This is a genomic window from Vibrio sp. OPT20 (genome assembly GCF_963889365.1).
Lineage (GTDB): Bacteria > Pseudomonadota > Gammaproteobacteria > Enterobacterales > Vibrionaceae > Vibrio > Vibrio splendidus.
Genome location: NZ_CAWPOA010000036.1, coordinates 62,388 through 85,676, shown reverse-complemented (window position 1 = coordinate 85,676; position 23,289 = coordinate 62,388). Strand labels below are relative to the sequence as shown.

20 protein-coding genes are annotated in these 23,289 nt (G+C 44.2%); 11 read left to right on the top strand and 9 right to left on the bottom strand.

The genetic code is table 11. The annotated features are described in order from the left end of the window. Positions 1–111 precede the first annotated feature (111 nt). Complete coding sequence (gene yjeH / locus AACR09_RS08320) at positions 112–1,383, top strand: L-methionine/branched-chain amino acid transporter (protein ID WP_102450123.1); 1,272 nt, start codon at positions 112–114, stop codon at positions 1,381–1,383. A 46-nt stretch (positions 1,384–1,429) separates the two neighbouring features. Here yjeH and pdxR read toward each other — a convergent pair whose 3' ends face one another. After that, a complete protein-coding gene (gene pdxR / locus AACR09_RS08315; RefSeq protein ID WP_193834725.1) occupies positions 1,430–2,887 on the bottom strand; it encodes a MocR-like pyridoxine biosynthesis transcription factor PdxR in 1,458 nt (485 codons plus the stop codon). Between the two features lie 90 nt (positions 2,888–2,977). On the opposite strand from pdxR, the gene AACR09_RS08310 reads away from it, so the two are divergent. Further along, complete coding sequence (locus tag AACR09_RS08310; RefSeq protein ID WP_193834723.1) at positions 2,978–3,637, top strand: pyridoxamine 5'-phosphate oxidase family protein; 660 nt, start codon at positions 2,978–2,980, stop codon at positions 3,635–3,637. 82 nt (positions 3,638–3,719) lie between these two features. Beyond that, complete coding sequence (locus tag AACR09_RS08305; protein ID WP_193834721.1) at positions 3,720–4,694, top strand: urea transporter; 975 nt, start codon at positions 3,720–3,722, stop codon at positions 4,692–4,694. 10 nt (positions 4,695–4,704) lie between these two features. Here the strand turns inward: AACR09_RS08305 and AACR09_RS08300 are convergent, their stop codons facing one another. Further along, positions 4,705–5,712: an AraC family transcriptional regulator gene (locus tag AACR09_RS08300; protein WP_102450126.1), complete on the bottom strand. Its 1,008-nt coding sequence runs from the start codon at positions 5,710–5,712 to the stop codon at positions 4,705–4,707. A 133-nt stretch (positions 5,713–5,845) separates the two neighbouring features. Between AACR09_RS08300 and AACR09_RS08295 the strand changes: the two genes are divergently transcribed. From AACR09_RS08295 to AACR09_RS08270, 6 genes are all read left to right on the top strand, one after another. After that, positions 5,846–6,196 (top strand): MFS transporter, encoded by a 351-nt coding sequence (locus tag AACR09_RS08295; RefSeq protein WP_017082491.1) that lies wholly within the window; start codon positions 5,846–5,848, stop codon positions 6,194–6,196. Then, positions 6,190–7,413 carry an HlyD family secretion protein gene (locus tag AACR09_RS08290; protein WP_017082492.1) on the top strand — a complete coding sequence of 408 codons (1,224 nt, stop codon included), beginning with the start codon at positions 6,190–6,192 and terminating at the stop codon, positions 7,411–7,413. Before AACR09_RS08295 ends, AACR09_RS08290 begins: the two co-directional genes overlap by 7 nt. 704 nt (positions 7,414–8,117) lie before the next feature. Next, complete coding sequence (gene codB / locus AACR09_RS08285) at positions 8,118–9,356, top strand: cytosine permease (protein ID WP_032545837.1); 1,239 nt, start codon at positions 8,118–8,120, stop codon at positions 9,354–9,356. A 9-nt stretch (positions 9,357–9,365) separates the two neighbouring features. Next, positions 9,366–10,643: a cytosine deaminase gene (locus AACR09_RS08280; protein ID WP_017079618.1), complete on the top strand. Its 1,278-nt coding sequence runs from the start codon at positions 9,366–9,368 to the stop codon at positions 10,641–10,643. Between the two features lie 360 nt (positions 10,644–11,003). Continuing rightward, positions 11,004–11,216 (top strand): transcription antiterminator/RNA stability regulator CspE, encoded by a 213-nt coding sequence (gene cspE, locus AACR09_RS08275; protein WP_004730009.1) that lies wholly within the window; start codon positions 11,004–11,006, stop codon positions 11,214–11,216. A gap of 401 nt (positions 11,217–11,617) precedes the next feature. Continuing rightward, on the top strand, positions 11,618–12,634 hold the full coding sequence (locus AACR09_RS08270; protein ID WP_193834719.1) for a GGDEF domain-containing protein: 1,017 nt from the start codon (positions 11,618–11,620) through the stop codon (positions 12,632–12,634). A 186-nt stretch (positions 12,635–12,820) separates the two neighbouring features. On the opposite strand, the gene AACR09_RS08265 is transcribed toward AACR09_RS08270, so the two are convergent. After that, a complete protein-coding gene (locus tag AACR09_RS08265; RefSeq protein WP_017079616.1) occupies positions 12,821–13,417 on the bottom strand; it encodes a malate synthase in 597 nt (198 codons plus the stop codon). A 169-nt stretch (positions 13,418–13,586) separates the two neighbouring features. On the opposite strand from AACR09_RS08265, the gene AACR09_RS08260 reads away from it, so the two are divergent. Beyond that, entirely contained in the window at positions 13,587–15,116 is a 1,530-nt protein-coding gene (locus AACR09_RS08260) for a DUF3612 domain-containing protein (RefSeq protein WP_017079615.1), read from the top strand. Positions 15,117–15,671: 555 nt separating this feature from the next. Here AACR09_RS08260 and AACR09_RS08255 read toward each other — a convergent pair. Both AACR09_RS08255 and AACR09_RS08250 read right to left on the bottom strand, forming a co-directional pair. Continuing rightward, complete coding sequence (locus AACR09_RS08255) at positions 15,672–17,267, bottom strand: DEAD/DEAH box helicase (RefSeq protein WP_193834717.1); 1,596 nt, start codon at positions 17,265–17,267, stop codon at positions 15,672–15,674. 164 nt (positions 17,268–17,431) lie between these two features. After that, positions 17,432–18,787, bottom strand: coding sequence for a diguanylate cyclase (locus tag AACR09_RS08250; RefSeq protein WP_054543021.1), 1,356 nt, complete (start codon positions 18,785–18,787; stop codon positions 17,432–17,434). 283 nt (positions 18,788–19,070) lie between these two features. Here AACR09_RS08250 and AACR09_RS08245 point away from each other — a divergent pair, with 283 nt between their 5' ends. Then, complete coding sequence (locus AACR09_RS08245; protein ID WP_193834715.1) at positions 19,071–20,219, top strand: DUF3541 domain-containing protein; 1,149 nt, start codon at positions 19,071–19,073, stop codon at positions 20,217–20,219. Between the two features lie 127 nt (positions 20,220–20,346). Here AACR09_RS08245 and AACR09_RS08240 read toward each other — a convergent pair whose 3' ends face one another. From AACR09_RS08240 to AACR09_RS08225, 4 genes are all read right to left on the bottom strand, one after another. Continuing rightward, on the bottom strand, positions 20,347–20,958 hold the full coding sequence (locus AACR09_RS08240) for a class I SAM-dependent methyltransferase (protein WP_017079612.1): 612 nt from the start codon (positions 20,956–20,958) through the stop codon (positions 20,347–20,349). Continuing rightward, positions 20,958–22,211: a sensor histidine kinase gene (locus AACR09_RS08235; protein WP_102452821.1), complete on the bottom strand. Its 1,254-nt coding sequence runs from the start codon at positions 22,209–22,211 to the stop codon at positions 20,958–20,960. The genes AACR09_RS08240 and AACR09_RS08235 overlap by 1 nt, the downstream gene beginning before the upstream one ends. Further along, on the bottom strand, positions 22,208–22,918 hold the full coding sequence (locus AACR09_RS08230) for a response regulator transcription factor (protein ID WP_102452822.1): 711 nt from the start codon (positions 22,916–22,918) through the stop codon (positions 22,208–22,210). The genes AACR09_RS08235 and AACR09_RS08230 overlap by 4 nt, the downstream gene beginning before the upstream one ends. Before the next feature lie 142 nt (positions 22,919–23,060). Next, on the bottom strand, positions 23,061–23,289 hold a 229-nt coding region (locus AACR09_RS08225; protein WP_228010475.1), incomplete at its 5' end, for a hypothetical protein.

Genomic DNA, 23,289 nt, shown 5'->3' with positions numbered 1-23,289 from the left:
CTAGCTGTATTATTGATGTCGACAATGTATGCTCTCATTCATAGCATCACCCATACATCAGAAGACAGGCACAAGAAGGCCGATATAATAAGCCAATAGCTAGGAGAGCGAATGACACAACTCAAACAAGAAATCACGCTTATTTCAGGAATCGGACAACTCTCGACTACCTTGCTAGGCACTGGATTATTTATGATCCCTGCGATCGCAGCAGGCATTGCAGGACAGTTGTCACTACTCGCGTGGTTAATCCTGTTTATCGCTATTTGCCCGATTGCACTAACCTTTGCCGCATTAGGAAAACGCTACCCCAATGCAGGTGGCACGGCCTATTTTGTGCGTCAGGCATTCAGTGAGCGATTAGAAACCAGCGTGGCTTGGTTGTTTGTGAGTGTGATTCCTGTCGGTATTCCGGCTGCGATTGCATTGGCTGGAGGTTTTGCACAACAACTATTGCCAGCACCACTCGACACACCACTTGGCGCTCAGTCCTTTACCGTCGCTCTGCTTATTGCCGTCAATTTGATGGGCAGTAAGTCTTCTGGCCGCTTACAAACGGTGATCGCCTTGTCGATTTTTGCCTTGGTTAGCGCCTTTGTTTGGAAAGCCGACATCACAGCAGCTGACATCGCAGTTCCGACCATGACGTCCGATTCGATGTGGTCGATTGGCGCAGCCTTAGCGGTGATGTTTTGGTGCTTTGTAGGAATCGAAGCCTTTGCTCACATGGGAGAGGAATTTAAGAATCCACAGCGTGACTTTCCCATCGCAATCATTGCAGGGTGTTTCGTTGCGGGCATAGTGTACTGGGCTTGCTCGGTGGTTATTATCAAGCTAGGCGCTTATGGTTCACCTGAATTTGATGCAGCATCCATCCCGTGGGTAACAGAACAACTGTTTGGTAATGGCTTCAAAACCGTCATCAGTGTGCTGGGTTTCTTTGCTTGTTTTGCTAGCCTAAACCTTTACACACAAAGCTTGTCTCGCATGATATGGGCTCAAGCTCGCCAGCACACTCCTACCAGTAAAATGGCGCAGCTTAATAGCCGTGGTGTACCACTTTACCCAACCTTAGCAATTGGCTTTGTCGCGCTTATCTCTTGTGTGATTGGTGAGTTGTCTAATCTCGATCTCGAATTCTTTCTTAAACTCGCCAACGGTATTTTCGTTCTGGTTTATCTGCTTGCAATGTTAGCGGCTTGCCGATTACTGACTGGTGCATCTAGATACACCGCCATGCTCTCACTGGTCATCTGTACCTTGGTGTTTATCTGTTTAAGCTGGTCGATGCTCTATGCCGTCACTATTTTTGTGACATTGTCACTCCCTTGGCGTAAATGGCTAGGTAAAAGTAAACCCACCGTTTCTGTCGACAAGCTATAACTCGATTAATGATGAATCGACAAATTGTAAGCAAGCCCAACCAATATTACTGATAAAAAAGCCGAGCGATCTGTGTGATCTTCGGCTTTATCTCAGCCAAACGGATATTTCCAAACCCCAACACCGCCCCATTCCAATCACGAGCATCACTTGATCCATATTCATAAAAGTCAAAAGGACGAATAATGATATTTTCAAGCTCTGCTCTACGGCTCCACTCATGTTCAGATATGCCTTGATACCACTTCACGGTCACATGTAGCCCTGCCGCTTGGCTAATCACTTCAAGATCGCCATGAAACTCACTTTTAATCGCTTCTATCATCGCTTCATGCTTGAGTTTGTATGAACGACGCATCTTTCTAATATGACGCAATAAATCGCCTTCGCGAACAAAATCCGCCAAAGCTTCTTGTGTATGAGACGCCGTGTCTCCCGTGAGCGCGTCTTTAATCTCAAGACACTTCGCCACCAGACTTTCTGGCACTACTAAATAACCTAATCGGAGGCCATTGAACATCACCTTACTCAGAGAGCCGACATAGATGATGCGATCATCGAACCCTAACTTACCCGCCAAGCCTTGCATGCTGGTATAAGGGCGATGAGCAAACTGGAACTCACTGTCGTAGTCATCTTCAATGATCCATGACTGATGTTTGTTAGCCCAATCGATCAGTTTCAGGCGTTGCTCAGTATTGAGGGTCGTGCCCATTGGGTATTGGTTACTCGGCGTGACATACAATGCCTTGGCGTTACTGGAGAGCACTTTTTCAATATCTAACCCCACCTTTTCACGCACACTCACACCGTCTAGCTCTAGCCTCAATAGATCGATAATTTTATGCACTTGTCGATAGCCGGGCTCTTCCACAAGGATTTTGTCGCCCATCGCTAACGTCGCCATTAATCCGATTGAGATGGCTTGCTGCGCACCAGCGGTGATGATGATTCTATAGGCACTACAATTAACCGAACGACTACTCGCAAGATACCCGTTCAACGCTTCTCTCAAGGCCAAGCTTCCCTGAACCTCTTGATTGCCCGCAATGCTCTGACGTGTAGAGTGACGTTGCAGCAGCCTCTGCCATTTGGCAAAAGGGAAGGCATCTAAGTCAGGAACTCCGGGGGCAAAGCTGCGGTTAATATCGTTAGGTGTCGCTATGTTTGTAGTCGGTTTACTGACTGTTTGTTTAACCTTCGCATCCTGAACACACTTCGGTTGAGACAAACTTAGAAAGTGCTCTGGTTGTTCAACCGAGACATAAAACCCTGAGCCTTGCTTACTCTCGATATAGCCTTCGGTAACCAGTTGTTCGTACGCGTAGATCACCGTGTTTCGACTCACCGATAACTCAACGGCCAACTTACGTGTTGAAGGTAACTTACTGCCTTTACTCCATAAATCGTGAACGATCTTCTCTCTGATCGCGTGAAACAAGGCGGTTTGGCGCGTGTCGTGTTGTTCGTCTAACTGTAGATCACCGACATCAATAGGCTGCATAACTGGATCCAAATAGTGTTTAAAAGTGGCTCTATTTAATAGACCAGTTAATCGCTACATTAATCAAAAGGCAATGATTAAGGAGCGATTATGTTATCTAACACGAAAAGAACCACTATTAAAAAAGGGGCTCACAAAGCCGTATTTGAACAAGAGAAACTGCACCAAATTATTGATGAGAGCTTAATCGCACACATTGCATTGCAGGGTGAACAAGGGCCAATGGTTATCCCGATGCTCGCGTGGCGAGTCGATGATATGGTCTACATTCATGGGGCTAAAAACAGTCGCTTACTAAAAGGGTTAAAAAAGGGAGAGCCCACCTGTTTAACGTTCACTTTGTTCGATGGTTGGGTATTGGCTCGTTCGGCATTTCATCACAGCACGCATTATCGTTCTGCTGTGGTATTGGGATCATTTTCAGTCATCGATGACAACCAAGAAAAGGATCGCTTGTTAAATATTTTTATTGAGCAAATCGCGCCGGGCAGAACCGATGAAGTCAGGCTCAGTAATGAAAAAGAACTCACCGCAACCGAGTTGTTAGCGATCCCTTTAACGGAAGCCTCCGTGAAGATTGGTAAACATGGGGTGAATGATGATAAAGCTGATATGGATATCCCAGTTTGGGCTGGCGTATTGCCTTATCGAACGGTCGTAGGGCCATTAGAAACGGTTCCAGAGCAAGAAGGCATCATTGAAACACCAGATTACCAACAAGCCTATGGTGAGCGCTGGTATCAGAATTGATACACAAAGATGGTCAACTTAATAAAATTGTATACAATCTGAATTACAAAAATTTAACATGACATAATAATGTAATCAGACGATGAGAACGAATAAGGATATTCAACCATTTCAAGGCTTGCTCAATGGCATTGGGCAAGTCTATTTCACACCGTCTGTTATGACGTCGCTCCTGCTATTACTTGCCATTTCTATTGAGTCACTTGCACTGGCTTTTCTTACTTTGCTTGGCGCCAGTTGCAGCTATGCATTAGCCTTCTATGGCTATATGTACACCAACACCAACACCAACACCAACACCAACACCAACACCAACACCAACACCAACACCAACACCAACAAGGCAGCTTACGATATTGATAGTGGTATGTATGCGTTAAATGGGGCTTTAATTGGTTTATTTATCGGTAACTTTTTTGGTGTCACACCGTTATTGGTTCTAGTGACTGTGTTAGGCGCATTACTCACAGTCCCCATTGCCCACGTCGTATTCATTTTTGAGAAATATCGCGGTTACACTAGCGCCTTTATCCTCACCTCTTGGCTGATTTATGCTATCCAATCAACCTTGGATTTATCGGCATTTTCTCTATCCAGCTCCGCATTGATACCACTCATCGGTATTGAGGCTAACTCATGGTTCAACCTGCCGACAGTGGTTATCCCGTTGTTAAAGGGAATAAGCCAAGTCAGTTTCATCGAAAATGCATTGTCGGGGCTCGTTATCTTGGTTGCCATCGCACTTAACAACCTAAAGCATGCCATTTGGGTTGTGCTAGCAGTAATAATTAGCACCATTTTTAGTAAGATGATCGGTGCTTCTGGCGCGCTAATTGAGCAGGGTCTTTACGGGTACAACGCCATTCTTGCTACTCTAGCACTTGTACTCTATCCGCGAATCCCTTGGCCGTTAATCCTATTAGGCATTCTTTTGAGCTGCCTTGTTACACTTGGTTTTCATGAACTGTCACTACTGCCACTCACCGCCCCTTTTATTTTAAGTGTTTGGGCTGTGGTTTACTTGTCCAGCCTGATCCATAAACGAACCATAAGTTAGCTCTGCATAGTTACAGGCCGGTTTTTAGGCGCTCAACATATTGCTTGGGTGTCAAACCTCGATGTTTCTTAAACATCCGATTAAAGCTCGCGACGTTGGTATAACCTAACCTCGTCGCCACTTCTTCCACTGGCACTGAATACAACAATAGCTCCACCGCCACGTTACTTAACGCGTATCCCATGATGGTAGAAAAGTTAACACCCAATTTGTGTAATCGTCGTTGGAACTGCTGTTCTGATAAACCGAGCAGACTGGAAACTTTATGCAGCGTTGGCAGGCCGAAATGGCGACTATAATTGATCATCTCATAAGTCACTTTATGCTCATCCGCGGCATCGGGCATGTTGAGGTAATTGTCTAAATCATGAAAGTTCATCGCCAAACTCATCTTGCCGACAGAAGGTGATTGGTTGATCGACAACCTCAAGTGGCTCGGTATCCAAATCTCAGTTCGTGGTTGGCCCCACTGAATGTTGCACCCAAAGTACTCCTGATAAAGTTGAGTATTTTCGCGATAACCAGCGATAGATACGGCTGCGGGGGTAAAATCGTCTCCCAAGTATCGTCTCAATATCTTCATCATAAAGATGGCGACTCGAATCGAGTCATGAACTTTACCAGTCTCCGAATACGCAGGATTGTCGTAACACCACTTGATGAGTTTACCGACTTGAGCGCCATAGAGAAAAGCACCAGACTGCAAACAGTGCAGGCCAATGTTAACTCGACGAATAGAAGAAGCCAGATCGTGCCCAGAGAAAAACCAGTTCGAGAGAGGACCTAGCCTTTCAATATCCACCCTATCAGCAAGCTTCAAGATAATATCGGAATCGCCTGTTTGTTGTTCAAGCAAGCCATACCATTTGTCCACTTCGCTAACGGGAATAAGGCTCATCGGGTTGTTAAATACCGACTTGGGGATACCTAATTGCTCTACATTCACGAACTTATTGGTCGTTGCGTGTTGGTAAATACCCAGAATTCCCAATGCTCTTAAGAAGTTACAATTGTTCATTAGCTACCATACCTAGAAGTCACTATTACTGATCAAATCATATTGGCATCATTATTAAAGTAATTGGTAAATTTTCAACCTCTAAATCTGATATCAATCACACTCTGTGCTCAATTTAACCTAGGGTTTATCAATGAGTTTAGTGAGTGTCCCATTTGTCGGCACCGGCGCCGATACCGCTCTACACGTTGTAGCAGGCGTTGTATTGATCGCAACTATCGCTGCTGCATGTTACGGGTTCTGGCGTGTGCATGAATTACCAATCAATAAAGCTCACAGCAAAGAGCACCAACAACTCGGTTTGATCACCGCATTAACTTGGATTGGTTTTATCTGGCACTGGGTATGGGTACTCGCCGTCATCTTGGCCTTTGTTGATATGGAAAAAGCCATCATCAATCTGAGAGACACCTGGAAAGCGCCGCCAAAGTCTGATGTACCGCCGGAACAAAATGATAAAAATGAGGAGAACCCAGTATGTTAGAAGGTTTAGCGATTTGGGCACTGTTCATTTATTTACTGAGACTGGTCGGTATGCCTTGGAATAAAGGCACCAAAGCGTTTGCTTACTTAGGTGGTACATCTTGGTTGATGTTCGTATGGGTTGGGTTAATCAACTTTACTCCGATGGACCTATCTGGAGGATCGGTTGTTCAGTCTCCACATATTCAATTACGCCCGGACTCAACTGCGGTCACAGGAAAAACCACAAAGGTTCACATCAGCCCAAACCAAGATGTGGTTGAAGGGCAACTTCTTTACGAAATTGATGACACTAAATATGTGATTGCGAGAGACAAAGCAGGCGTTCAACTTGAGTCAACAAAAGTCGCTTTAGATACCGCTCGCCAAGAAGTCAGCATTGCTAAAATTAGCTATCAGTCGGCGCTAGAAGACATCAAAACATCTATTGCACAGATAGAGTCAGCAAAGACAGATCTAGTGTTGCAATCTAAGACCCTTGACCGTTACCAGAAACAAAACAGTGTTGTAGAACATACGATTACAGAAACTGACATCGACCAACAAACAGCAAAGGTAGACTTAGCGACGTATAACGTTACGACATTGGAATCTCAGCTTAGCAAGAAAGAAGTCGATGCCGAGAATGCGAAATTAAACATCCACAAGGCTGAAACCAATGTAAGCAAGAAGCAGACTGAGGTCGATTCAGCAAAAGCAACATTAGCACAAGCACAATGGGACTTGAACAGTACCAAAGTCACGGCACCGACTGACGGCTTTGTAACGAACTTTATCCTTCGTGAGGGTCAACGCGTTTCAATGATGCCTCGTATCCAGATGTATACCGAAGAGAAGTACGTATTGATGCGAGTCAATCACCAAGCGATTCGCAATGTTAAGGTGGGTCAACCAGCAGAATTTTCGACCGCGGTATACCCGGGGAAAATATTCTCTGCAACCGTAGAAGGCATTGTTGAAGCGACGGGTGAAGCACAAGCTAGCTTATTAGGTATTGATGAACAGGTTCGCGTTACCACAGGCAGAAACCTCCAAAACAAACACCACTTTGTCCGCTTAAAAATTGACGAAACGGAAGGTTACGATATTCCTGTCGGCTCCGTTGGACTCGCTTGGGTAAGCGGTGAGAAGCCAATTGGCTTTATGGGCTTCCTAGACGTAATACGCGGGATTATCATTCGAATGAAATCTCAGTTGTACTTCTTTTACTCAATCTAACTTAAGTAACAAGTAAATCAATACAAAGCCAGTATGCCCTTAAAGCATGCTGGCTTTTTTTGGGGAAGAACAAAGACGAGTTAGTACTAGCTGTCGGCATAAAATACAAAATAGTTCCTATTACACAGCTTAGACAACCCATCCACATTTGCATAATGCATTTTTGTTTTGCGAATTTATAATTTTAAAACGCGAAAACTTAGCTTAAATGCGCACCAAATTGCTATAAAACACCCGTTTTACGTCGTTTTAAAAGTTGGCACACTTACTGCAATGTATACATTGACCCTTCTTAAGCCGAGGGTCACCTAGCCAACTGACGTTGTTAGTGAACCTTTGTTGTTCACGATATATATAGGCCAATTGCGAATATTGCGATTGGCCATTTTTTTGCCTGTCATTTAAGAAATATCGCCCGCCCAATATACAGACACCCATTCATAAACATAATAATCAACATTCATAGCCAACTATGATCAACAGATACCTGATGCGTTATAGAAAACGTTTTCTATTTATTTTAATTAAAAAAATACAAAACATAACCTTATGTTTTATATTGTTTTTAGTTCAATAACTGATTCCATACCGCTTTTATTGACAAAACTAGCATTGACTACGTGATTTATATCACCATAATGCGCACGTTTGCCTGCAATACGGCGACCGTTAAATTTAATTTTGATCATTTGCGGAGGTAAAAAATGGCTGCTGATAATAACTACAGTCTTGGGCCGGTTCCTACATCGGCTAGGAAAGGAGTTGCTTCACTCACCATGGTAATGCTTGGACTCACTTTCTTCTCTGCAAGTATGTGGACAGGTGGTTCACTCGGGACAGGCCTTTCATTCAACGATTTCTTCCTCGCCGTACTCATCGGCAACCTAATTCTCGGTATTTACACTTCTTTTCTTGGCTACATCGGCTCATCTACTGGCCTCTCTACTCACCTCCTTGCTCGTTTCTCTTTCGGTACTAAAGGCTCATGGCTTCCTTCTGCTTTACTTGGTGGTACACAAGTCGGTTGGTTTGGTGTGGGCGTGGCAATGTTTGCCATTCCGGTGCAGAAAGCCACGGGCATTGATACCAACACCTTGATTGTTGTATCAGGCTTGTTGATGACGGGTACGGTGTACTTCGGTATTAAAGCACTCATGGTGCTTTCAGCGATTGCGGTTCCTGCAATTGCAATTTTGGGTGGTTACTCAGTACTGACTGCGGTAGACAGTGTTGGCGGGCTAGAACAGCTACAACTGATTGAGCCGGAGACACCAATGGACTTCTCAATGGCGTTAGCAATGGTTGTCGGTTCATTCGTGAGTGCAGGTACTTTAACTGCCGATTTCGTTCGCTTTGGTAAAAAGCCAGCGAGCGCAGTATTAATTACCATGGTCGCATTCTTCATCGGTAACTCACTGATGTTTATCTTTGGCGCGGCAGGTGCAGCAGCGACAGGTCTCTCTGACATTTCAGATGTGATGATTGCGCAAGGACTGCTTCTTCCAGCCATCATCGTTCTAGGCTTGAACATCTGGACAACCAATGAAAACGCACTTTATGCGTCAGGTCTTGGTTTATCTAACATCACAGGTCGCTCAAGTACTACAATGTCTATCATTAACGGTATCGTAGGTACGATTTTCGCGCTTTGGTTGTACAACAACTTCGTCGGCTGGTTAACCTTCCTTTCGCTAGCAATTCCACCCATTGGTGGCGTAATCATCGCCGACTTCTTTGCGAACCGTAAACGTTACAAAGATTTTGCAAAAGCAGAGTTCCAAACTGTTAACTGGGCTGGCATTATCGCGGTAGCAACAGGCGTAGCCGCCGGTCACTTCCTTCCTGGCATCGTTCCTTTAAATGCCGTGTTTGGTGGTGCAATCAGTTACCTCGTGCTTAACCCTCTATTGAATAAAAACGCTCTGAAATCTCAGGCCGCTTAAGGACACACTATGACAACCTTATTAATCAAGAACGCGAAGCTTCAAGACCAAGACGGCTTGAAACAAATCCTGATTGAAAATGGTCAATTTTCTCGCATTCTCGATAATGACGCGCCAATCAATCATCAAGGTGACATCCTTGATGCTGAAGGTGGCATTGCAGTTTCTCCTTTCTGTGAACCGCATATTCACCTAGATACTACGCAAACGGCTGGCGAACCTAACTGGAACATCTCTGGTACTTTGTTTGAAGGTATTGAGCGTTGGGCTGAGCGTAAAGAATTGTTATCAATCGAAGACGTAAAGTCTCGTGCGAAGCAAACACTGAAATGGCAGATTGCTAACGGTGTTCAACACGTACGTACCCACGTTGATGTATCGGATCCGACGTTAGTTGCGTTACGAGCGATGGTTGAAGTTCGTGAAGAGATGAAAGAGTGGGTCGACATCCAGATCGTTGCATTCCCTCAGGAAGGCATTCTTTCATACCCTAACGGCAAAGAATTGCTTGAAGAAGCTGTGAAGATCGGTGCTGACGTTATTGGTGCTATCCCTCACTTCGAATTCACTCGTGAGTACGGTATTGAATCTCTGCACTATGCGTTCGAGCTTGCACGCAAGTACGACTGCTTGATCGACGTTCACTGTGATGAAATCGATGACGAGCAATCTCGCTTCGTTGAAACACTGGCAGCCCTTGCTCATAAATTCGACATGGGTGATAAGGTAACGGCAAGCCATACTACAGCAATGGGTTCTTACAATGGTGCTTACGCATCTCGCCTATTCCGTCTATTAAAGATGTCTGGCATTAACTTCGTGGCAAACCCGTTAGTGAACATCCACTTACAAGGCCGTTTCGACGACTACCCGAAACGTCGTGGTGTGACTCGTGTTAAAGAGATGCTAGCGGCTAATATCAATGTGTGTTTCGGCCATGATGATGTGTTTGACCCATGGTACCCGCTGGGTACAGCGAATATGCTTCAAGTTCTGCACATGGGACTGCACGTAACACAAGTTATGGGCTACGACCAAATCAACACCTCTCTTGATTTAATCAGCAAGAACTCAGCTCGTACATTGAACATCCAAGACAACTACGGTATTGAGGAAGGTAAGCCAGGAAGCCTGCTAATTCTTCCTGCTGACGATGGCTTTGATGCCGTGCGCCGCCAAGTACCAGTGCAGTACTCTATCCGCCACGGCAAGGTAATCGCAGAGACTCAACCAGCGAAAACAAAAATTAATTTAGATAAAACTGAAGATATCAACTTCAAACGATAATATCGTCTATACTAATGATGAAAAGGAGGCTTAGGCTTCCTTTTTACTTTGTCATGGCGTGTGATTTTATAAAACTATCAGCTATTTCAGGTGGTTTTGTTAACGAGCACAACATGACAAAAAAACTCGCTGATTTCTCAATCAATGAGTGTACAACCGGAAAGACTGTGTTAACATGCACTCGCTCTGTTAGCCGGAGTTATTTAAGTTAGATGAATAGTAAAAAATGACATGTAAAATCGTTACCCGTTTTTGTAAGTAGTTTTTCCTTATTTCTTAGCAACATTAAATAATTCAATTATCAGCGCATTGCAGTAATGCAATCAACAATTTAGAAAATTTATGAATAAGGGACAAATTATGTCTAACACAAATACTGGCACTGTAAAATGGTTTAACGAAGAGAAAGGTTTCGGTTTCATTTCTCAAGACAACGGCGGTGCTGACGTATTCGTACACTTCCGTGCAATCGCTTCAGAAGGTTTCAAAACTCTGAAAGAAGGCCAAAAGGTTTCTTTCGAAGTTGAAAACGGTCAAAAAGGCCTACAAGCAGCAAACGTTGTTGCTCAATAATTAGCTTTTAGCTAAAAAGAATTTTAAAGCGCTGATTTTTATCGGCGCTTTTTTGTATCTGCTCATAAATATTTTCATCCTTTCCCTCTCTCGATTCAAATTTCTGGGTTACTTCTTCAATCGAGTTACTTCTCCAATCGATTCTGAGATCACAGTGCTCTCCCGAACTAAGGTTTTAATACAAAACTCAACTTATGTTCCATAGTGAATAACCAAAAATATGGTTAAAGAACAATCCATTAGACACCATTTATGAATACGCAATCGATATTCATAATAAAAATGAGTTATTTATCCAATCCTCATCTATTAATCATATAATTTTTAAAGCAAAGACCTCCGAAATCCGCTAACCTTGTCCACAAGTGGCTTGAGTTAGTTTGGTATCTGCAGTAAAAATAATGAAAAAAGACGAATTCCAGAAATCCACCGCTAATCTAAAAAAAGCGGTACCTCTTATGATGAAGAACAGAGTGTCTACCACACCTGCAAATTACGCACTTTGGTACACCTATGTCGATAATGCTATCCCGCAGCTAACTAAAGACATGGATGGTGTTTTAGAACACTACGGCATTTGTCCTCCAGCCGTTGGTGAGCAACTTTACAACAATTACGTTGCAAGCAAATCTGAAACCAATATCAACGATCTTCGCGCTAACCTAGAACTGTTAGTTTCAGAAGTTTCGAATTCAATGAATGATACTCTCACCGATACCTCAGCTTTCTCCGACATGATCGATCAAAGCTTCGAGGATTTGGCTCGTGTTGATAATGAAAGTTTATCGATCGACGAAGTCATGTCGTTGGTTCGTCAGTTGGTTTCTGAGTCTCGTCATATTCGTCATTCTACTCAGTTTCTGAATTCTCAGCTGCACTCTGCTACATCAGAAATTTCCAAGCTTAAAACCCAATTGGTAGAAGTGCAGAAAGATGCGCTCTTTGACAGTACAACGACACTCTATAACCGTCGCTCTTTCGATCGTGATATAGAAACCTTGTGTGAAGCGAAAGAATCTTTGTGTTTGATTCTTCTCGACATCGATCATTTTAAAAATTTCAATGACACCTATGGCCACTTGTTTGGCGATATGGTTCTTAAAGGGATAGCTCGCAAGCTGAAGTTAAGTTGCCGTGAGGGTATTTCTGCGTATCGATTTGGTGGTGAAGAGTTCGCACTCATCGTGCCAAACAAGTCTTTGCGTATTGTTCGTCAGCTCGCTGATACTAATCGACGTTCTCTAGAAAAGCTGTCTATTAAAGATCGTCGTAGTGGTCAACAAGTCGGCAGTATCACCGCATCGTTTGGTGTTGCTGAACTTGAGCCCGGTGAGTCGGCGCAATCACTGATCGAACGAGCTGATAAACTACTTTACGAAGCGAAATCACTTGGCCGAAACCGAGTCATGCCTCTTTAAGGTTTCACCGCTGGTCCTGCTCAATGAGAACCCGTGAACGCGAATTGATATACATTTAAAAAACAACAAAAACCCCCAAAGACTAACTAGTACGTTAATCTTTGCGGCTTTTTCGTTGGCTATATGTATCGGCTTAGTACTTACTGGGTTCAAACCCTTCAGCCTTCCAAACCTTGTTTCATACGACTAAAGTTGGTAGCAGTAATTCAGGCAGTAATCTTCACCACTCTTCGCTCTGAACTCTTTATCTTCGCTGCATGCCTTTGGTTTGCCCTTTGCATCACCTTGAATCAAACTGATCCAGTGGCGCATTGCTGCAATGGTCTCTTCGCGCATTGTGGTCGTTGATTCCACTGGCGATTGACCGAACGTAGTGCATGATTCTAACTGAATATCATCGATCTCTACCAATTCAATACACCCCGTCCCTTTATGACATCCAAACATCACTTCTAAGTGACTGCCACTGCCATCTCGGAACAAGATAGAGTCTGGGTCATTCTTCTCACCCATGTACGCTACAAACTGTTTAGGGTGCTTTAGGCCGCTGTGCTGACCATCTTTAAAGTAAGCCATGATATGGCGGTAATCAACTACGTAGCTGGTTACGTCTTGATGTGAACCATTCTCTAGTGGGAACAGTCGATCAAGCAGCTGTTTTGCTTTCACTTGCTTCTCTGTTTGCTGGTTGGCACTGATTGTCTCCACGGCAAAGACAGCTTCAGCGATAAATGGTTTTGATTGTTTTTGGATTTCTGTTTTATCGAATGTAAGCATATTCATAGTCTTTCCCTCTTGACTAGCCCGGTGATAACCACCGATTTCTACAGCAAAAATGTGTCCTAGAGCAATTATTCCAAACTAACGTTTAACTTATTTGTCATTTTGTGAATTGCTTAGTTTGTAGATTAGCGCTTTTTTACATACAATTTCACAACAAAAATTTTACAATGTGAATTTTACAAATATGGCCTTGTCAAAAAGTTTAGTTCGTCAGTCTCATTTCCTAGGTACGAAAATACGTAACCTAAGAAAACGTAACCATTTAACGATGGAAGATCTGTCTGCGCGTTGTATTCGAATCAACCCAGAATACGCACCTTCCGTTTCTTACCTTTCAATGATTGAACGTGGAAAGCGTGTGCCAAGCATCGACATGCTGGAAGTGATTGCGCAGGTTTTTCAGAAGACCCCAACGTGGTTCCTCGACGACGAATCAGAACAACAAGCCATTGCACCTGACAAAGGGAATCGTGGTGGGATAAGTGGCATGGCACTCGAGCCTAGCTTTCTTTTCTCCAACGACATCCTGCAGATTGCGATTCCTGAAATGCTGTCACAAACGGGGATCTCTGGCCGTCAGTTTGCTCACCTCTTGATTAGGGCACACCAAGAAAGCAACCAGAACCACTTCCCTGACCTTGAGCGCGCCGCAGAAGAGGTTGGCCTAAAACGTCTTAACCTGAGCGTAGAAGACCTTATAGACATCGCTAGAACCCTTGGTATTAACATCCGCTGGGTTACGCGCACGCCGCAGGACGTGGTTGATGAGCTAGGAATCAATGCCAAGCAACTGGTTACTTCATTCTTTGAGCCTCCCGGTACGATCTTTTTAAACGAAATTCTCAAAGAGTACCCCACTCGTCTGAAATACGATCTCTCGGTTTATATCGGCCATTGCATTCTGCATAGCAAAGAAGGGTTAAAGAGTGTGTTGTCGGTCGGTAACAACAACACATGGGATGACAACCAGATTTCAGGCTCTTCACAGCTGAACTCTCAAGACATTCTGCAAGCGTGGCGAGACTTTGAATCCAGTTTCTTTGCAGGAGCACTTCTGTGCCCTAAAGTCCCGTTTAGACAGCTGCTTGACCGCACAGGTTACGAAATAGACGTTCATAAGAGAGCGGGGGTTTCCCCCTCTGTTGCGATGCGTAGAATGACGGTAGTATCGCCCTACCCTCACTGGCACTACTTTGATGCTTATGGGCCGGGGAAACTCAAGGCGGTATACCGCGGGAACGGGATTCCACTGCCTTGGGGGAATATGAGAACGGTCGCCGACCCATGTCAACATTGGGCAGTGTTCCGTCGATTATCAGAACCTCGGGCGGGTAGCTCAGCTCAGATCTCCATTTTAAATGTAGGAGATGAGCCAAGAATCTATTGCTGTGAATCCATCAATATGACGGATCCTGCGGGTAATAATCGTGTGTTGTGTGCTGGTATAGACTTAAACCCAGCGATTGATGCTCAAGGCGGTAATTCAAGAGATATTGCAGAGCAGCTTAAGGCGTCATGCGTCAACAATGGTGGCTCTGTGGTAATCCCACGTAACATCAAGAAAGATCTCACGACAATAGCCAAGATTCTAAATATAAATTGGATTGAACGTGGGATTGAGACAGAGGCTAGGCTTATCTGCTCCAGAGGTGGAGAGTGCCCTCGCCAACCAAGCTGTTACTCGAAGTGTGGTGAGTAAAAAAGTAAAACCAACAAGTAGAACTCAAAATTCAGGCAAAAAAAAACCAACCACAATAAAGGTGATTGGTCATATATTTTGTGTGAACAATATGGGTTCACTAACAACGTCAGTTGGCTAGGTGACCCTCGGCTTAAGAAGGGTCACCATTACTAATGCAGCATACGTGCCAACTTTTAAAACACGTATTTACTAAGCATCTGAACACGTATTGGCCGTAAATCCCTGCTTGTTTTGCAAACTGGAATTGCAAATTGCAAAGATCCACAAAAACGCTAGTGATTATGTTGTTATTAATAAATCATTAACGAATCATTACCTTTCCTCTCAATAGCGTATTTCTTCTTGATTCAGTCGTTTTTACGGCCAAGAAATCACTTCTAATTCCCCAAATAATACCCAAAAAAAAACGCGAACATTGAAATTCAATATTCGCGCTTATTCGAGTTAAATTGCAGAAATTCGCTAATAAACGAGAACCTTCTTAAAAAGTAATTCTCGTTGCTGAACCCCTACAAAGCTACCTTATCAACCTTTTGGTCTACCAAAGAGCTACTATTTCTGAGGTGCAGGCTTAGAACGGCTTCTAGATGGTGAAGGCTTGTTACCTGTAGGCTTATTACCTACTGATTTGTTCGACGGTTTGCTCGAGCCATTACCGCCACCGAAACCAGACTTCTTAGGTTTACCTGCACCAGCAGGCTTACCAGAACTATTCGTAGAAGGCTTGTTTGCCGCATTACCACGCTTATAGTTACTGCCATTATTTCTTAAAGATTTGTCATCACCCGCAACTGTTGAGTTGCTGTCAGAAGCTTTGTTGCCTGAGTTCGGCTTGTTCGCATTAGGCTTACGCTTAGGAGCAGAACCTGAACCAGAAACATGACGCTTGTTCTTACCTGCTGGTTTGTGCCCGCGAGCATTCTCACCAGAACGTTGACCATCAGAGTGTTCACGCGTCTTTTTCGGCTTCTTAGGCTTAATCGGACGCGAATCCAAACGAGATTCTGGCAACTTGTTTACAGGTGCAAAACCTTCAAGTTCACGGCGCTCAAGCACTTGCTGAATAAGGCGCTCGATACCAAACAGTTCACCTACTTCATCAGCACAAACCAATGAAATTGCCTTACCCACTTCACCAGCACGGCCAGTACGACCAATACGGTGAACGTAATCTTCTGATACGTTTGGAAGGTCGAAATTCACTACTTGAGGCAGTTGCGGAATATCGATACCACGCGCTGCGATATCAGTCGCCACCAATACTCGTACCTTACCCGTTTTGAAGTTCTCTAGGGCTTTAGTACGCGCGCCTTGGCTCTTGTTACCATGAATAGGAGCCGCTGAGATGCCTTGCTCGTCAAGGAAGTGTGAAAGCTTGTTTGCGCCATGTTTCGTTTTGCTAAACACAAGCACTTGTCGCCAATCATTATCTTTGATGAGCTTCGCTAGCATTGCGCTTTTTTTCTTTTTATCTACTGGGTAGATGCTTTGCTCAACAGTTGGTGCCGTTGAGTTTGCAGGGCTTACCGAGATTTCAACTGGGTTGTTGACTAAGCCTTTCGCCAAGCCACGAATATCATCAGAGAACGTCGCTGAGAACAGTAGGTTTTGGCGCTTCTTAGGTAGAAAAGCCAAGATCTTACGGATATCGCGAATGAAGCCCATGTCTAGCATGCGGTCAGCTTCATCTAGCACTAGAATTTCTAGTTGATCAAAACGCACAGCATTTTGGTTGTATAGGTCAAGTAGACGACCCGGTGTTGCTACCAGTACATCACTACCTTTACGCAGTTTTTGCATCTGAGGGTTAATTTTCACACCACCAAACACCACCGTAGAAGTAAGAGGTAAGTTAATACCGTACTTCACTACGCTGCCATTTACTTGCGCAGCAAGCTCACGGGTTGGTGTTAGCACTAGCGCACGTACTTGGTTTTGACGTACGCGAGGGCCTTTTGACAACATTTCAAGAATAGGTAGCGTGAAGCCTGCAGTTTTACCTGTACCTGTTTGAGCAGCGGCCATAACATCTTTGCCCGTTAGGACAGCAGGTACGGCTTTCTCTTGTATTGGTGATGGCTTATCGTAACCTTGTGCTTCAATAGCTTTAAGGATCGGTTCAGAAAGGCCCAGGGAGGTAAAACTCATAGATTATTTTCTCAGTTGAATAACATTTAGTATGAGCAACGCGCAGAAAGAAGTCGTTGCTACAGCTTTCGCTCATCAATTGGATTGATAAGGAGCAAAGCGCGGTATTCTGAGGCTTTTCCCCACATTCAGCAACTAAATTCTAATCACGGCTCCAATTCAACCTACATAACTTGTCGCTTCTGTTCGTACATTTTTTCATCAGCCGCTTTCAAGAGTGCATCGACATCATCGTAGTTATTGTTATGAATAACCCAACCAACACTGATTCGAAGATAAATTGAGTGAGTCTCGTAGACCACTGGTGTCGTACATATCACCTTACGAAGTTTAGCCACAATCGACGATACATGTTGATCATCGATGATGCGTGGCAATAAAACTAAGAACTCATCGCCTCCTATCCTTGCCACGATGTCTGAACCGCGCAACTCACTCTTTATACGCTTGGCACATTCAACTAACACCTGATCGCCGGCCGCATGACCAAACGTGTCGTTGATCGCTTTAAACCCATCCAGATCGATATTAACAACCGCAAAGGTTCTCGCTCTCTGCTTTTGAGTGGTTTTAAATGCCTGCTTGAGGCTGTACATGAAGTATCGACGATTCGGTAACATCGTGAGCTCATCATGCATAGAACGGCTATCAGCAATTAGATACAGGCGATAAATAGTAATAAAGGCAATCGCTAGCACTAACATTATGGAGTAACCCACCAGCCTTACCGCTTGAACTCGATACCAAGGCACGTCCATCAATACATGCTCACTACCGGAGAGAGCAAGGTACCAACCACCGTAAGGAAAGCTCACCTGCTCGGTGGCAAACGCATTATCGAACACATCCTGGGTGCCATAAAAAACAGGGCCATCTTTACCCGAACTGTTGGCACCGCGAATTGCGAGTTCGTACTTGTTCTCGATTTTCCCAATTCCGACATCTTCAAACAGCTCATCTAAGCCAATAACAGCACTGGATACTCCCCAATAGTCTTGATTAAAAGGTGGGTCTCGAAAGATCGGAGTTCGCGTAATGAGGGCTTGACCACCTTGAAACAATTCAAAAGGCCCAGCAATAAAAGTGTTACCGAGATTACGGGCTATCTCAACAGACTCCCATTGGTTGGGATAATCGCGATAATTAATACCAAGAATCTGCTCATTGCCTTCCATAGGGTAAACAAAGTTTAGAATGTCGTCTTTGGCGAGCCCAATAAGTCGAATATGGAAGCCATCTTGAATGATATTCTCAGCAATCTTGTCCCAATTCTTCACCTCACCATCAGGGTTGATGGTCACTAAGGTCGAGAAATTGTTGAGGATATACATATCTGACACGATCGCGGCTTCGATCCGAGAACGAATAATGGATAATTGTTTTTTTCCCTCAGAATACGATTCATTTTTAAGAAAAGTTAATTGCTTAGCGTGAAAGAACTCAATCGCGCTCACTATCGCAAGGAAAAAAAGAAAAGATACAACCTTAGCAGACCACTGCTTGCTAGAACCACTTGGCATTTACGAACCTCTAACACTTTTGTTCTATATACTGCCTTATAACGGCTCATTTCTGGCTTATTGCTCCAGTATGCCGCTAAGTCACTAAAAATCTATACTAACGTCTACTATCTATCAAATATTGTGCCATTCATCACTTCAGGCCTGTTGGTTATACTAATTGATTAATCAAAAAGGGTTAGTGAACCTTATAAAGCTTACATTGTATTGACTCAAACCTTACATTAAAGGATTCATCGATGTTATTTTACATAGACTATTAATCAGCTTGGTACCTCACGACATGAAGCTAAAAACGATTACACTGTGCACATTACTATCGGCCTCAGTTACGGTCGCTGTTCACGCACAAGAGAACGCTCTGGCGACAAATGTACCGAGTATTCAAACCCAAGCAGATTCTCTCAACTCTCATGAACAATCTTTCAAACAATCTGCAGACCTCATTCGTACGACCTACGAAAGCCAGCTTTACACTCTGCCTGCATTCAAAGAAGGTCATTACGGGCTGCGCATGTATCGCCAAACATTAGACGATAAGTATTCTGCTGCGGTATGGAGTGACATGGCACGAGTGGCAAGTAAGCTCAGCACCCTGTCGAATGACGTTCATACCATGGAACAAATCGTACTCTACTCAGAGAAGCGCGTTGCTTCTTATGTTGGCGATAACGATGAGCGCAGTGTTCGACGTTACAACATCACCAAGCACATGCCGGAATATCTCTACCTTGGTGTTGATCTTCTTGGCTCAATGGCTCGTGCTAATGAATACGGTTTAGAGCACAAGAACGATGCTAAGCTGCGCGAAATCATTCGTCGCTATGACTTCTCACGATACGTGACCAACGAAGACATGGTGAAAGCGTGGGCGGCTCAATTAGCGAATCAGGTTTACTGGTTACGCCAACTGGGTGAACAAGATGTCGTTGATGAGTTCGTCGACACCTTCAAGAAAGCGTATCCAGACGATGAAGATAAGAAGCTTTCAAGTCAGCAATTTGGCAACAAACTCTATGGCATGACACACGTCATCTTTGGCGATTCCGAGTACTATCAGCATCAAGTGAGCGAGCAAGATCATCAATGGATCTACGATTACTTCAGAGAAAACATCGATACGATTCTGCTGCGTGCGAAAGAGGATGTGATAGCTGAGGTTGGATTAACCTTCTTACTGGCAGGTTTAGAGGATGACCCAGTTGTCGAGAAAACTCGGCTCGCGATTCAAGCTTCTATCGATGAGAAACAAGGCATGATCCCTTCTATCACTGGTGATTTTGATCTTGAGTATGGTGAACACCGCAACGTGCTAGCAATCATGCTACTCGATTGGCAGCAAGTGAATGAAGCGCCGACCTATGAAGGCAACCCTAAGGTGTTTAATAAACTCCCTTACGGACTCATTAAAAACCAACCACCGAAGAACTAGCAGCATACCTAGGCTGGTCTTAGATACTTAGGTTGGTCATAGAACCCAAAAAGCCGCATACCTTTCAAGGCCTGCGGCTTTTTTAATTCTTTCCACACCATCACTTCGCTCTGGCTCAGGTTTAGGTTTAGGAGCAGACCTTGTTCATCACTATCGTGAAATCCCCTTCTGCGTAGCCCTCTATTAAAGAGACGTCATCACAGAGGGTTTTACAGAAACGATAGACACCTTGAGGGTGATAACTCATCAAGGTATTACGTGAAGGATATTGGCTTGAGTTGAGAAGATTAAAAATCACCGTCTGATTCGCCAACTCAAACATACGAGTAATCATGTTTGTCAGATAGTCAGGATCACGAGAGATGTAGTTCAGTGAACCACTAGCGATAACAATATCATGCACCTCAAGTTTCATTTTGCTCATGTCACCCGACAAAAACTGACAACGATCTTCTGTGTAGTTCTGCCTAGCCTTTTTTAGAAAGCCTGCGTGTTGGTCAACACCGGTGTAAGATTGAATACGATAGATGCTGTCGAGCAGTTCAAACAACTCGCCATAGCCACAACCCAAATCTAAAACACGCTTCTTTTCGAAATCAGCCGAACGAGCGATCACTTCAAAGCGACACAATTGACTCTCTTCACTAGTCCAACCGAGAGCTTTGGCCTTGTCGCCATTCGAGCGGTTAGCCTGTTTTCGGTGATACCAATACACCTTAAAACGATCGAGCCAGTGCATTACGAGAAATCCACCCACACTTCACGGCCACCAGCCAGCTCTTGGTTATGGTATTGCCATTGATATTGCGCAAGCAGCTTTTCGGTGAGCTCTAACCCTAGACCAAAGCCCAAATGATTGTCTTCTACCGTGCCATCAGTGTTGTTGTTAACAATGGTGACTTTTGAACCCACTTGAACGATATCCACGGTACCGCTTCCTGTGTGCTGGAAAGCATTGCGAATCAAGTTGGTCAGCACGATTCGGGTTAGTCCAACTGGTAACTGGCATTGTGTGTCGTCGTTTTCAAGATTCACAACCACCGCTTTGCCATTCAATAGATAGGTTAAATCGTGGGTAATCTGTTGCGACAGTTCGCCAAGATGTACGTTTTCCAGAGGCAGGTCTTTGTCTTGTTGTCGGGTGAGCCACAACAAAGTTTCTGTCAGGTCTGTCATGGTGAAACCCGCGCGCTTAATTCGGTCTATCACTTCAAGCTGCTTTTCTGGGCTCTTTCCCTTTTGAATCAGCTTCTCTAGCAGTTCACTGTTGGTTCTTGTGACTGCAATAGGGGTACGTAATTCGTGGCTCGCATAACCCAAGAACTTCTGCTCTCGTTCTAAGCTGTTTTGAACTGAACTCAAACTATCACGAATGATGTGAGCCAAGGTGTTCAGTTCACTGAAGTGAAAATCTGGTGTGGGTTCATTGAGGTTATCTTTATCTAGCGATTTGGCCCAGTTCTTTAGCTGCTCAACAGGCGATGCCACCTTACGTAACACCAAAACCAAGATAACGAAAAACAATACAATCGCACCCAATGCGGTCAATAAAATCATCACAAAGTGCGGAAGCCCGTCATCTTTCATAAATTGATCATGCCTTTGCGTAAACACCGCAGAAACATAACGAACCTCATCACCTTTCATTACCTTCATGGCGAAATAGCCCTTCTCGGGAGGTGAGAATATAGATTTGCCAATGATCATTTTGGTCATGCGGTTGAATTGCAGTTCGTTCTGGTTAAGGTTGTTCTGAATACCTTGTGGCAAGTCGCTCCATTGGGTCGCCACCGTAAATTCTTGATTGGTCATAGGCTTGCCCGGCTTCACCGCATCTTGTTGCGCTTGGGCAATCATAGAGCCACGCATAGCGATATCCATCCCAGACACAAAGTAATTTACGCTCAATGCAGAAAGAACCAGAATCGTTGTCACACCAGTGACCAGAATCGCCAATAAGACGTAGATCCTTAAACTTGGTCTGATCTTCATTCTTGTCGTAACTCCTTAATCGCAAAACCTTTGCCCGCAATAGTATGCAGTAGCTTATTGTCTTGTTCTGCATCCACTTGTTTACGCAAATTAAAGATGTGTACTTTCAAGCTGTTACTGTCTGGTTGGTCGTCGCCCCACACGCCCTGCATGATCGTCTCTCGTGAAACAGGATTAGGACTAGATCGCATCAAAACTTCTAAGATTTTGAGCGCAGTTGGGGAAAGCTTGAGAGGTGAGTTCGCACGATAAGCTTGATGTTGTTTAAGGTCGATCTCGAGATCGCTCACCGATAAGCGGCTAACCTGACCACTGCGCCGCTTTGCCAATACTTGAGCTCGAACAATCAACTCTTCCATCGCAAATGGTTTGATCAAGTAGTCATCAGCCCCTTTTGAAAAGCCAGTCAACTTATCATCAAGCGTATCACGTGCGGTCAGCATCAAAACGGGGGTATCAATACCCTGTACTCTGAGATTCTCACACACCTGCAAGCCGTTCATTTTAGGCAAGTTGAGATCGAGAATGACTGCGTCATAGCGATTAGTTTCAATTAGATTGAGTCCAGCTAAACCATTCGCTGCATGATCGCACTGGATATCTTCTAAATCGAGGTAATCAATAACAGCAGTGGCCAAGTCGAGGTCGTCTTCAACCAAAAGCAATTGAAGCTTATCTGTGAGTTTATTAGTGACGGATTCTGCCATCGTGACGACCTCTATTTTAGTTATATTGTGGCTTGTAATAACGCCTTAGCTATGGAGCTTTGACTGTAATGAACCTAGACCGATGCAGCTGATGATATCTCGGCATTCATCAGCCTAGATATCATCATCAGCTTAGCCATTGTTAAGCCGTTTGTTCAACGCCTTTTACTCGATTTGTGACTTTAAGGATCAGAGACTTAATCTCACACTGAATCATTAACAATGCAGGCGTCAGAATCAATGTAATAAACGTCGCAAACAAAATGCCATATCCTAGTGCCGCCGCTGCTGGGATCAGGAATTGAGCCTGCAGAGACGTTTCACTTAATAGTGGCGTCAAACCTGCGAATGTGGTGACCGATGTGAGTAAC